Genomic DNA, 12,507 nt, shown 5'->3' on the forward strand with positions numbered 1-12,507 from the left:
ACGTATCAGGGTGTGCCAGTTGCAGGTGAGTAAAGTTGAGGATCCACGTTCAGATTGACCGGCCAGTGCGACTGTATGGCTACCGCAAACAAAGAGGTAGAGTCATTCTTTGTCCACTCAGGAATCCAACTCGTCGATCTTTATGGAAAATCTCTGCAAATCCCTTATTGCTGCGTTTGTCTTCCTAGAGTTTTCCGGTGATGACGTCGTTGATCCGGACTCTGCAATTGGAGCGATGGAGGAGATGACAGCACAGCTGCAATCTTCATCGGCAGAAGAAAAGGACGCCCTCATTCGGACATGCGCACAAGAGGCAGCTGCTATCCGGTCGGCCTCTCGCAACGAGCAGTTAGCGCAGTTCATTGCAGAACTTCCGCAAGCCACATGCCTGATCGACTACGGTAGCTGACAATTCAATCCTGCCGACGCCGCCTTGCGGCACAGCTTATTCCAGGCAACGAATCGGGACCAGGTTGCTTACCCTTGCTGGTCTAGCGGTGGTCGGTAGAGCTTCTATGAAGATTTTCGTTGCGTCAGCTCTCCTGCTTAGAGCGGCTAACAAAACCGCTTGAATCTTGCCTCGCCGATGACAAAATTGCGTACATGACACGTCGCAAAGAGATCCCCATTGCGCTGTGGAAGCGCATCGAGCCACTGATTCCGCACGTGAAGCGTTCGCCCAAAGGTGGACGGCCGCGTATCAGTGATCAGCAAGCCCTCAACGGCATCATCTATGTCTTGCGTACGGGCATTCCCTGGGAAGACCTACCCATCGAACTCGGCTATGGCAGCGGCATGACCTGCTGGCGCCGGTTGCGCGATTGGCAAGCTGCCGGTGTGTGGCATCGTCTGCATCAGGTGCTGCTGGCCGAGCGACGTCGCGCCGAGCGGCTGGATCTGAGCCGAGCGAGTCTGGACGCGGCCAGTGTGGCCGCCCCCCGGGGGGCGCCTACACCGGCCCGAACCCGACCGATCGTGGAAAACTCGGCAGCAAACGGCATCTGATCGTCGACCGCAACGGCGTCCCCTTGGCGGTGTGCGTCACCGGGGCTCATCGGCACGACTCGGTGGTGTTTGAGGAGCTGGTCGACGCCTTGCCGCACATCTGCGGAAAACCAGGGCGTCCGCGACGCTGGCCCGGCAAGCTGCATGCCGACAAGGCCGACGACATCCAACGGTGTCGCACCTTCCTCAAACAGCGCGGCATCCGTGCGCGGATTGCACGCAAGGGGATCGAGCGCAACTGTCGACTCCCCGTAAAATTGATCCATCCATCACTACAGGTCTCCGGGCACACTAGCCACCGAGGAGACCAACGATGCGCAAGAGCAAGTTCACAGAAAGCCAGATTGTCGCCACGCTGAAGCAGGTTGAGGGCGGCCGCCAGGTCAAGGATGTGTGCCGTGAGCTGGGTATTTCCGACGCGACGTACTACGTCTGCAAGTCCAAGTACGGTGGCATGGAGGTAGCTGATGTGCAGCGCCTTCGCGACCTGGAGACCGAGCACAGCAAGCTCAAACGCATGTACGCCGAGCTTGCGATGGAAAACCATGCACTCAAGGATGTCATCGCAAAAAAGCTGTAGACCCGGCGCATAAACGCCCGCTTCTTGCCTGGCTCGTCGAGCAACATGGCTGGAGCGAGCGCCGGGCCTGTGCGGTCGTTGGCGTGGCTCGCTCGACGGCGCGCTATCGGCGTCGTCCTGATCGCGACGAGGAGGTCATTGCACTGTCGACGTCCCCCCAATTTTGAGTAGCACCTCAGTTTGGAGTCCAATTCCCTATCCCGAGGAGATTGGATGTGAAGAAGCGTTTTTCCGACGACGTCCCCCCGCCCTGAGTAGCGATCGGGTTTAGAGTCCGGGGTTGATGATATCGGTGTTTGCCAGATGTTGGGCATAAGCGGACGGCGTCATGCCGCCAATTGCTTTCTTGGGTCAGTCCTCGTTGTATTCGCGTCGCCAGCGTTCGATCTCGGTGCGCGCATGCAGCAACGTCGGGAACCAGTGCTCGTTGAGGCATTCGTCGCGTAGCCGGCCGTTGAAGGATTCGACGTAGGCGTTCTGGTTCGGTTTGCCTGGCTGGATGAGCCGCAACTGCACGCCACGGGCATGCGCCCAGACGACCATGGCCTTACCGCAAAACTCCTTGCCGTTGTCGGTGCGGATCACCTGCGGCAGGCCGCGACTCTCTGCCAACCGATCCAGCACGCGTGCAACACCGTGCCCGGAGATCGCGCGCTCCACCTCGATGGCGACCGCTTCGTGCGTTGCGTCGTCCACGATCACCAGACACTTGATCACCCGGCCTTCGGCGGTGCGGTCGAAGACGAAGTCCATCGATCACACCTGGTTGGCCTGCGCTGGCCGCAGCAGTGGCTGACGCTCGCCAACCGGTACCTTCTTGCGCTTGCGACGCCGGACTTGTAGCTGCTGCTCGCGATACAACCGCTCCACGCGCTTGTAGTTCACCAGGCGTCCTTCCTGTCGCAGCTTGAGATAGATCACCCCCACGCCGTAGCGGCGATGGCGATGCGCAAACGCAAGAATGCGCTCGCGCAGTTCGCCGTTGCGGTCTTGGCGTGGGCAATAGCGCAGCGCGCTGGCGCTCATGCCGATCACTGCCAAGGCACGACGCTCGCTGGCACCACGCCCGATCCACTCGCACACCAGCGTACGACGTGCCGGTGCGCTCACCACTTTTTTCGCAACGCATCCTTGATCAGGTCGTTCTCGAATAGCTGCTCGGCCAGCAACTTCTTCAGTCGCGTGTTCTCGGCCTCAAGGTCCTTGAGCCGCTTGGCATCGGGCACGCTCATCCCGCCGAACTTGCTGCGCCACAGGTAGTACGAGGCCTCACTGAAGCCATGCCGCCGGCAAAGGTCCTTGATGGCCACGCCCGCTTCAGCCTCGCGCAGGAAGCCGATGATCTGCTCTTCGGAAAAACGCTTCTTCACATCCAATCTCCTCGGGATAGGGAATTGGACTCCAAACTGAGGTGCTACTCAAAATTGGGGGGACGTCGCCTACCCAAGCGCTTTGGCAACTGGCACACGGTGTACACACGCGTGAACCGTTGGGCCAAGGCGGGTGTGCTGGACCGGATGTTCACCCAATTGCAGAAGTCCCAGATCGTGCGCATCAAAATCGAAGCAGTCTCGCTGGACTCCACCAGCGTCAAGGTCCATCCCGATGGCACGGGTGCATTATAAAAAGCGGCCCGCAGGCCGTCGGCAAGTCCCGCGGTGGATGGAACACCAGGATTCATATGGTTGCCGCAGATGCTCGAACAGCCATCACCTTTGGATTGACGCCTGGTAACGTGCATGACGCACCTGCAGGCCGCGCGTTGCTTGAACACTTGGGGCCAGTGGAGCGGCCGATTCAGCTGTTGATGGACCGTGCTTACGAAGGCAACGAAACCCGCCAGTTGGCGCTCGATCTTGGCTTCGTGCCGGTGGTCCCGCCGAAATCCAATCGGGTCGAGCCTTGGGAATACAACCGGGAGATGTACAAGCGGCGCAACGAAGTGGAGAGACTGTTCCGCCGCTTGAAAGGCTACCGACGGATTTTCTCGCGCTTCGAGAAGCTGGATGTCATGTTTCTTGGATTCCTCAGCTTCGTCCTAGTGTTGATGGGCTTCGGATGTGTTAACAGGCCCTAAATCGACCAACTCGACCGCCTGATGCGCACCATCGCCGCGCACGGTGACGTGATCGCCATGAGCGCCCCACAGTGCCTGCACGCACAGACGTCGCCAACCTTGGGCCAGGCCATCTTCGACGCCGCCAACGCAGTGCGCGAGATCCTTGAGCAACTGGTGGAGCACACGGCTTGTGCGCCTTAGCGGCACATCACAAGCAGCCGGGCAGATGCACCAAGCCCTCACGCCTGCCAACCTGAGCCACCTAGCCACGCTGACACCGCTGTCATCCACCTGCACCCGCAGACACCTGCTCCCACCCGTTACGCAGTCGCTGCATCGCCTGCCCGCCTATGGCAGCTGGGCGCGTGCTTTGTAACGAAGGGGTTCTTGTGCATTGCTGACCAGCAGGGGGTCGCTTCGGATCGACAACCGCTCATTCGCATTTGCTTGCGCAGTGCCGGGATTCGCTCTGATGTACTCGTCTCCCATGATTGAAGTAGTGGAAAAACCCGATGGGAAACTGTCTTCGAAACAATGTCAGTAGCACCCACGCGCACGTGACCTACACGCAGCACGAACCCACGCTCCAGGGGACGCCGCAGCTGCCGGCGCCATCCGCACCCTTGCCGAATCATTCGCCATTGCATGGACTGCAGCGTCGCCCGCCGCGCTCGTCAACCCCATCACGGCCAACGTCACAGCCAACCCCATCGCGGCCAACGACGTCACAGCCAACGCGGCCACAGCGATCGGGCTTGGAAACTCGCATTCTGTTGGAGATGCAGGGGATGGCGCACACATTGCTTAATGCCATTGCCCCCACTCTCAATAATGAAGCCCTCCATGCCGTGCACACGTCAGCACACAAGTTACTCAAGCGCATGAGTGATTGTGCACTCGGGAAAAGTGCGGTTGGCGGTAGCGACGATATTGCTGAAAAAATTAAGCGGATCCAGAACCGGATCGCGGCGCATTATGCGAACCCAGACGCAGCCGCGCCGCCTGTCGACGGCATCGAGCACTACGCAGGCCACCACATGTTCAAACAGATGCGGCAACTCGCGGCGGATGTGGACCTCGAGATCCAGGTGGCCAAGGCAGGCGGCGATACAAAGTTCTTGCAGCTAGAGGAGGGCCTGATCCTCAAGCAAGACGTGGCAGCGCAGGTTGCGAACATGGTGTCCGGGATCGAGGAGACATACGATGCGCCTAGCGAAGACCATGGGAGACGCATAGTGAATCTTCTTAAAAATCTTACGGAAATGGCGCCTCTGCCACGAGGGGTCTTAGGCACTGTCAGGGAGAGACGCGAAGACCCGGTTGCATTGGCCGACGCACTGCAAACGCTGGTCAGGCGATACCCAACATTGGGGAATAATCCGAACTGGAAGAAACCGGATTAAAAGCGCCTAACAAAAGGTAGCGAGCGGTCGCCCACCTGACAGCCACGGCAACCGCTCTCACCTCACTGTCAATGGTTTTGTGTTTGCAACTCTGGCAATGATCGGTTTTGTGCTACTGACACGATTTTTGGTGGGCGTCAGCGCGGTCTAGCTGCATGGGGATCAGGTCAGCGCCTTGCCGCCTACGTGCTCAAGATTTGCCTTGAACTGGTCTTCACGGAACGAAACCCGTCGTACACTTCGCCTTTGTGCCGGGATGTCCGTGCCTCCTGGCCAAGTGGGCATCTAGTGGGCGGGTTTAGCCGTACGCCACTGCGCCTCGCTCTGGTGCTAGCGGTGGGGATTTCATTTCTGATCAGCGCCGCTGTTTCCTGGCGGATGTTGGCCTTGTTCAGAGCTGGCGGAGAATAGGTTCACTTATCCACCCTGACACCGCTGCCACTCACCCGCAGCAGCCGATACCTGCTCCCAACCATTGCGCAGCCGCTTCATCGCTTGCCCGCCCACGCAGGCATAACCCAGCTGTTTGGCTTCTGCTGTGCCCAGGCCCGGCAGCGCAATGATGGAATCCGACGGAGCGGGGCGCCCCTGGTTGCGCGCCTCGTTACGCAGCATCATGTTCTCGATGCTCTGGCAGTAACGCACCATGCCCGGATGCGGGTGCGCGCGGTATTGGTCGCAATTGAACGGCGTGGTGTCGCGGGCCATGGAGTTGTACGGTTGCCGCGTTGGCGGGATGTACTTGCTGTTCGCCTTGCCTGTGGCTGAGCGCATGCTCTGTGCCGGCGCGCCTTGTGCGCACGCGAGCATGCACAGCGCTGTCAGCGCCAGCGCGCCACGGCGCGCGATGGTGATCCTGTCCATGGTGTTCCCCCCGGCCCGCACCGATCCTAGCCCACGTGTTGCATGCGCGGGTGGTTCAGTTCGCTTAGTGCTCAGGTCCGTCTCTGACGTCTATCGCCGCTACGACACAAGCAGGCCGCTACGAAAGATCGGCCACCTCAACTGTGCGCGCGGCATCTAGCGCCACTTCTGCCGACTGCGATGCCCCCTGCCGGGTAGGGCACTGCACCACACCGCGTGGCGCTCGCGTTTAGCATCACATCACGCTGACGTTGCTGGCCGCCTGCGCCACAACGGCATCAGCGCCACCAACCCAAGCAGCGGGCCAGGTAGCAATACCCACGCGATGTGCAGCCCCAGCGCGTCCACATACCGCGTGGTCACGCCGATCGCCACCACCGTGATCGCAAAGCCGATCGCGTTCTGCATCGACAACGCGCTGCCCACGATGGCGGGCGGACACGCACGTGCGGCCAATGCTGAAAACTGCGGCGAGTCCGCCACTACACTGGCGCCCCACACCAGCATCAACGCCAGTGCCGCATAGCCCGACTGCGCACCCACCCACGGAAACGCCAGGCAACACAGTGCCGACATCAGCAACGCCACTGCTGCCACGCGCGCGCTGCCGATGCGCGTACTCAACTGCCCGCCCAGCACGCAGCCGACGGCGCCTGCGGCAATCACCGCAAACGCCAACGTGGCTGTGCTCACCCCAAGCGCCTGCGCCAACCCGGCGCGGGTGATCAACAGCGGCGTCAGCGTCCACATCGCATACAACTCCCACATGTGGCCGAAGTAGCCAAACGTGGCCGCGCGAAAGTCCTTCAGCGAAAATGCCTGCAATACCGCACCGAACGCCAGCTTGCCGCCCGCCCGTCGCGGCGCAGACGCAGCTTGCCCCAGTCGCAGGATCATCACTGCGGCAATCACCGCCAGTACCGACGCCACCAGCATCGGTGTCTGCCACGGCAACGCGCCACCCACTGCCTTGATGCCCTGCGGCAACGCGGTGCCCAGCGTCAGCATGCCGACCAGCCATGCCAGCGCCTTGCCCGCATGTTGCGGTGCCCACTGCACCACCAGCTTCATCCCGATCGGGTAGATGCCAGACAGGCACAGTCCCACCGCAAAGCGCCACACCATCCCCGTGGCGACACCGCTGGCAAACACCGCAAAGCCCAGATTGCACGCCGCCCCGGCTACCGCGCAGCTGGCAAAGATGCGGCTGGCCGCGAACCGGTCGGCCAACCCGCTCAGCGCAAAGCTCAACGTACCCAGGATAAAACCCACCTGCGTGGCCATGGTCAGCAACCCGATGGCCGCCGCACCCACGCCCCACTGCCGCATCACATCGTCGGCCGCGCTATTGGCCGAAAACCATAACGAGGTGCCGAGCAACTGCGCCACGATGATCACCACCAGCGCAGTGCTGGGTCGCATGGGTGCTGGCACGGCGTGTGTCATCGGATGCGCCTTGCGGATGCGTATCGCGCTATTGGTCGCGGACGCCGAGCTGAAGGTGAGTAATGCCTGGTGTCTACGGCTGCTGGCATGGCACGGGACCCAATCAGACGCGGTCGTGTCGTGACGATGAGCTTACTGCAGGTGCCTGCCCGCTGCTCTCGCTCGCGAGTCGATCAGGTATGCCTGGACATATGACGCGGGAGTACCCCAAAAGATGCCAGCGAAGCTCCTTTGATCGTCAGAAGCAGGGACCAAGACTGTCCCACCCCTGCAGCAAGGTCGCGCTCGCTGCCGGACGGTCTGTATAGCCGCAGGCAGTCAGTGCACACGCATGTCGAATTTCGTACAGTCCGTTCGTCGTTGTTGCAAGGCTGGTATCCCGCCCACCGCCGTCTCGCTCCTGCCGGGGCGCACGAGGAAACTGCAATGCGCGAGCTGAAATTGATGATGTCGGTGTCGTTGGACAGCTTTGTCAGCGGGCCGGACGGCGAGGTGGACTGGATGTTCAGCGGTGACCAGGAGGCGATCGCCTGGAAGGTTGCCACTGCGTGGGAGGCCAGCCTGCACATCATGGGCAGCCACGTCTTTCAGGGTATGGCGACTTTCTGGCCAACGGCCACCTCCCCGTTTGCGCCGCCGATGAATCAGATCCCCAAGGCGGTGTTCTCTGCGCAGGGCGCAGCAGTATTGGAAGCGGCTGTTACCGCGCTCCAGGCTGCGCAGGCACAGGCCAACGCGGCAGGCGCACCATTGCAGGATGGCGCGCAGAGTTGGTCGCAGGCGTATGTGGTCAGTGGCGATCTGGCTGAAGAAGTGGCCAAGCTCAAGGCGCACGGCGACAAGCCGATCATCGCGCATGGCGGTGCGGCGTTTGCGCGCAGTTTGATTGCGCACAAGCTAGTCGATGAGTACGTGCTGGGCGTGTACCCGATCGTGCTGGGCAAGGGCTTGCCGATCTTCGATGGTCTACCCGCACCACTGCCACTCACGCTGATCGGCACCAAGACCTTTCCAAGCGGGTTTATGGCGCAGACGTATCGGCCGGTGTGAGCAAGGGCGTCGGCGTCATCTTCCAGTGCACAGTTGCTGGCATCGGGCGAACGATAAAAACAGTGCCGCGCGCTATTGGTTGCAGCGATAGCAATCATTGGTGCGCACCACGTGGCACAGGAAAAAAGGCGCTGTGACAGCGCTTGCTGGACATATGCGGTGACCACCCCCTCTCCCCGCGGGAGAGGGGGTGGGGTGAGGGTACGGCCACACGTGATGGCTCAGTTACATCAGGCTTTGCCCGTACCCTCATCCGGCCCTTCGGGCCACCTTCTCCCGAGGGGAGAAGGGAATGGCTGCACGTGCTTTGGTTGACTTGCCGGACGTGCGTTAGCTGGTTTTCGCTTGCTCAGGTCATTTGGTTTTTGACTGGATACGATAAAAACAACGACGCCCCGATTCAGTCGGGGCGTCGTTGATTGTTGGGTACTCTGGGGTGCAAGTATCGAGCGCTGTAGCGCCGTCTAATGCGAGTTAATGAGCGGGGCGGATCGTAGCGAGCGGATTATCTGTCGTAGCAAGCAGATAATGCAGGCACTTCATCCGTCCAGACACCTCATCCGGCCAACCAAGTGACTGCTCGATTCGGCCGGCTAAGCTCCTGCCCGCCACAATCACACTGCTCCTGACCGAGGCCATCGACGCGTTGCTTTTCAGTGACTGCCGTCAACGCGTTGCGCCAGTTTCTCGCATTCTTCCAACTCACAAACCCTTACTTGGCAGCGTTACGCACCTTGTCGGCTACTTCACCGGCCATGGCCTGCACCTTGCCGATATTCTTTTCGGCGGCGCCTTCCAGCTCGGTGCTCTTGTCGCCGGTGACGCGGCCGACGGCTTCCTTGACCGAGCCCTTGATCTGCTTGGCGGTGCCTTCGATACGGTTCTTATCCATGGGACGTTTCTCGTAGTTTGGGAACCCGGCCAGTCTCTCTGGGCCGGTGTGAGCATGATGTGCGCTCGCATTTGGCCGCCCTGTTGCGAGTGCCGCGCGCTTCATGCATCCAATATGACGCTGCGACTGGCGGCGTCACAGTCGCGTCCCCGGGCGATCGGTCTAACACGGCGAGGTACTTGCTAGCTGGTGGCCACACATTGGCCAGCAGCACGCTGAATACGATGTCGGACTTGGCCGGCCAGGATCGCTGCCGCGGGGCGCTGCCGGCTAACGGCGCGATTGCACGCGCCAGCGCAACCACCTCCGTTCTGACGCCGACGGCAGTGCACAGCCACTGCACATTCCGTGCAGGAGCGCGTGCCACAATGCGGCCACTTCACAACCAGGCACGGCCGCTACCACGTGAGCACAGCGCACCCCGCCATCGAGCCGAGCGGTCTGGAATTCCTCTCCGGCGGTGGCGTCATGGGGGCGGCGATCCGTGCGCACGACTGGGCGGCCACGCCGATGGGCGACCCGCACACCTGGCCGCAATCGCTGCGCACGGCGTTATCGATGATGCTCAACGCCAGGTTGTTGGGCGCAGTGCTGTGGGGGCCGCAACTGCGCCTGTTCTACAACGATGTGTATCTGCAATCGTTGGGCGACCGCCATCCGTACGCACTGGGGCAACCGGTGGCCGAGGTCTGGGGCGAAACCTATGCGCCCATCGCCGAGGATTTTGCACAGGTGATGCGGACCGGCGACGGCTACGGCCAGGGTGTTGTTTCGTTGCCGATGGTGCGCAACGGCGTGCGTGAAACCACGTACTGGAATTCCACCGCCTCGCCCATCCGCGGAGAAGACGGCAGCATCGTGGGGCTGTTGAACATCGCCATCGAAACCACCGCGCAAGTGGCGGCCGAGCGTCATCGCGAGATTCAGAACGCGATGCTGAGCAATGCGAACACGCATCTGGTGCATGAAGTGGTGAGCCGTACCAGCGAGCGCGATCGCGCGCTGGAAGCGGAGACCGTTGCGCGCCGCAATGCCGAGCGCGTGCAGTTGGCACTGGCCGCCGGGGCGATCATCGGCACCTGGATCTGGGATCTGCCAAACGATGCGTTTTCGGTGGACGAAGCCTTCGCCGACACCTTCGGCTTCGATCCGTCGTGCAGTCGCACCGGCCTGCCGTTGGAGCAGGTCATCGCCACGGTGCACCCGGACGACAGAGATGGCTTGCGTGCGGCGATCAGCAAGGCGATTGCGCGTGGCGGTGCGTATGCGCACCAGTACCGGGTCAAGCGTCGCGATGGGAATTACTACTGGCTGGAAGCCAACGGCCGTGTCGAACATGCGCCGGACGGCACGCCGCTGCGATTTCCCGGCGTGCTGCTGGATATCGACGCACGCCACGCCTTGTCCGAAGAACGCGACCGTGCGTTGGCCGCGCTGCGCGATCTGAGCCAGACGCTGGAACAGCGCGTCACCGCGCGCACGCGCGAGCTGATGGTGGCCGAAGAAGCGCTGCGCCAAGCGCAGAAGATGGAAGCGGTGGGTCAGCTCACCGGGGGGCTGGCGCACGACTTCAACAATCTGCTGGCCGGCATTTCCGGCGCACTGGAATTGATGATGCTGCGCGTGGAGCAGCAGCGCTTTGCGGAGTTGCCGCGCTATCTGGGCATCGCGCAGAGCGCCACCACGCGCGCGGCGGCGTTGACGCACCGTTTGCTGGCGTTTGCACGGCGGCAGACCTTGTTGCCCAAGCCGACCAATGTCAGCCAGTTGATCGTCGATATCCTGGAGTTGGTACAGCGCACGGTGGGCCCAGGCATCCAGGTGGAGTACACGCCCAACGCCGCGCTGTGGCCCGCGCTGGTGGACGCCTCGCAGCTGGAAAACGCACTGCTCAATCTGTGCATCAACGCGCGCGATGCCATGCCCAATGGCGGCTGTCTGCGGATCGAGACCGGCAACCACTGGATCGACCACGACATGGCACGGCAACTGGGCATGCGCCAGGGCCCGTACCTGTGGCTGTGCGTCGGCGACACCGGCACCGGCATGCCGCCGGACGTGGTGGCGCGCGCGTTCGACCCGTTCTTCACCACCAAGCCGCTGGGCGAAGGCACCGGGCTGGGGCTGTCGATGATCTATGGCTTTGCCAAGCAATCCGGCGGGCAGGTGCGGATCCAGTCGGAAGTGGGCAAGGGCTCCAGCGTATGTTTGTATCTGCCGCGCCACCTGGGCGATGCAATGCAGCCCGATGCCCATACCGACCCGCTACAACTCACGCCCACCGATGCCGGCGAGACGGTGTTGATCGTCGACGACGAGGCGTCCATCCGTCTGCTGTTGGCCGAGGTGTTGCAGGAGTTGGGCTATACCGTCATCGAAGCCGGCGACAGCGTGGCGGGCCTGGGCCTGCTGCAATCGGACGCGCGCATCGATCTGCTGATCAGCGACGTGGGCCTGCCCGGCGGCATGAACGGCCGTCAGATGGCCGACGCCGGCCGCGCCCACCGCGCCGGGCTCAAGGTGCTGTTCATTACCGGGTTTGCCGAAAACGCCTTGCTGGACGACCGCCACCTGGAAGCGGGCATGGCGGTGCTGACCAAACCTTTCAGCGTGAGCGTGCTGACCGCCCGGGTGAAGGAGCTGATCGCCGCGCAGGCGTGAGTGCGCTGGCAGGCACTCGCCCTCGCGGCGAGTGCCTGCGCCGCGACCCTGCTGCCGCCATGCGTCCATGGCAGAGGCGGTGTTCACTGGCGGCTGCAGTGGTCTGCATCACTTGTCGCGACGTTGATCGCGCAAGTACGCCTCGACGTCCTGCAGCGTGACACGACCGCTGCCGCTGCGATCGATCTGCTCGAAGTGCGTGGCTACAAACCCCAGCCCGCGCGCTTGCGCCTGCTGTTTGGTGAGCGCATCGCGATGCGCCAGTGCACCGTCGGCGCCGAGCGTGCTGGTGATGCGCTGTTGCGCCTGGTCTTCCAGCGTGTCGCCGGTGCTGTCCGCGCGCTCGGCTTCGAGGCCGAGCTGCGCGGTGGGCATGAATGGGCCATCGATCCCTCCGTGGTGGGCGTTGGATGTGATGGAAGCGACGCGTTGCGGCGGCAGCGCTTGCGCACTGACGGTGGTGGCCACCACGGCAAGCATGGCGGTGGCGTAACGGAGGCAGCGGAGCAGGCGCATCAGGAGTTCCTCGCGATGGATGAGCGGAGCG

At 62.2% G+C, this 12,507-nt stretch carries 9 protein-coding genes and 4 pseudogenes; 8 read left to right on the forward strand and 5 right to left on the reverse strand.

What is annotated here, in order from left to right:
- The first annotated feature begins 109 nt into the window (after positions 1-109).
- The 3 genes and pseudogenes from ACCQ06_RS00405 to ACCQ06_RS00415 form a co-directional block, all read left to right on the forward strand.
- The gene (locus tag ACCQ06_RS00405; protein ID WP_316689837.1) at positions 110-409 is read left to right on the forward strand and encodes a nucleotide exchange factor GrpE; all 300 of its coding nucleotides are present in this window, start codon (positions 110-112) and stop codon (positions 407-409) included.
- 194 nt (positions 410-603) lie between these two features.
- Positions 604-1,253 (forward strand): annotated as a pseudogene (locus ACCQ06_RS00410) (IS5 family transposase); the annotation flags it as partial.
- 65 nt (positions 1,254-1,318) lie between these two features.
- Positions 1,319-1,731 (forward strand): annotated as a pseudogene (locus tag ACCQ06_RS00415) (transposase); the annotation flags it as partial.
- Positions 1,732-1,852: 121 nt separating this feature from the next.
- Here the strand turns inward: ACCQ06_RS00415 and ACCQ06_RS00420 are convergent.
- Positions 1,853-2,955, reverse strand: a pseudogene (locus ACCQ06_RS00420) (IS3 family transposase).
- A gap of 63 nt (positions 2,956-3,018) precedes the next feature.
- On the opposite strand from ACCQ06_RS00420, the pseudogene ACCQ06_RS00425 reads away from it, so the two are divergent.
- From ACCQ06_RS00425 to ACCQ06_RS00435, 3 genes and pseudogenes are all read left to right on the forward strand, one after another.
- A pseudogene (locus tag ACCQ06_RS00425) lies at positions 3,019-3,662 on the forward strand (IS5 family transposase); the annotation flags it as partial.
- A gap of 21 nt (positions 3,663-3,683) precedes the next feature.
- The gene (locus ACCQ06_RS00430) at positions 3,684-3,845 is read left to right on the forward strand and encodes a hypothetical protein (protein WP_228324512.1); all 162 of its coding nucleotides are present in this window, start codon (positions 3,684-3,686) and stop codon (positions 3,843-3,845) included.
- A 554-nt stretch (positions 3,846-4,399) separates the two neighbouring features.
- A complete protein-coding gene (locus ACCQ06_RS00435) occupies positions 4,400-5,047 on the forward strand; it encodes a hypothetical protein (protein WP_316689838.1) in 648 nt (215 codons plus the stop codon).
- Positions 5,048-5,464: 417 nt separating this feature from the next.
- On the opposite strand, the gene ACCQ06_RS00440 is transcribed toward ACCQ06_RS00435, so the two are convergent.
- Positions 5,465-5,911: a hypothetical protein gene (locus ACCQ06_RS00440; RefSeq protein WP_316689840.1), complete on the reverse strand. Its 447-nt coding sequence runs from the start codon at positions 5,909-5,911 to the stop codon at positions 5,465-5,467.
- A gap of 240 nt (positions 5,912-6,151) precedes the next feature.
- Entirely contained in the window at positions 6,152-7,333 is a 1,182-nt protein-coding gene (locus ACCQ06_RS00445; protein ID WP_316689841.1) for an MFS transporter, read from the reverse strand.
- A gap of 450 nt (positions 7,334-7,783) precedes the next feature.
- On the opposite strand from ACCQ06_RS00445, the gene ACCQ06_RS00450 reads away from it, so the two are divergent.
- The gene (locus ACCQ06_RS00450; RefSeq protein WP_316689842.1) at positions 7,784-8,407 is read left to right on the forward strand and encodes a dihydrofolate reductase family protein; all 624 of its coding nucleotides are present in this window, start codon (positions 7,784-7,786) and stop codon (positions 8,405-8,407) included.
- Positions 8,408-9,119: 712 nt separating this feature from the next.
- Here ACCQ06_RS00450 and ACCQ06_RS00455 read toward each other — a convergent pair.
- Complete coding sequence (locus tag ACCQ06_RS00455; RefSeq protein ID WP_316689843.1) at positions 9,120-9,299, reverse strand: CsbD family protein; 180 nt, start codon at positions 9,297-9,299, stop codon at positions 9,120-9,122.
- Between the two features lie 405 nt (positions 9,300-9,704).
- On the opposite strand from ACCQ06_RS00455, the gene ACCQ06_RS00460 reads away from it, so the two are divergent.
- Positions 9,705-11,960, forward strand: a complete 2,256-nt coding sequence (locus tag ACCQ06_RS00460) for a PAS domain-containing protein (protein ID WP_228324517.1) — start codon at positions 9,705-9,707, stop codon at positions 11,958-11,960.
- Between the two features lie 108 nt (positions 11,961-12,068).
- On the opposite strand, the gene ACCQ06_RS00465 is transcribed toward ACCQ06_RS00460, so the two are convergent.
- Entirely contained in the window at positions 12,069-12,476 is a 408-nt protein-coding gene (locus tag ACCQ06_RS00465) for a hypothetical protein (protein WP_316689844.1), read from the reverse strand.
- Positions 12,477-12,507: the final 31 nt, after the last annotated feature.

The organism is Xanthomonas sp. NCPPB 4467 (assembly GCF_041475665.2).
Taxonomy (GTDB): domain Bacteria; phylum Pseudomonadota; class Gammaproteobacteria; order Xanthomonadales; family Xanthomonadaceae; genus Xanthomonas; species Xanthomonas dyei.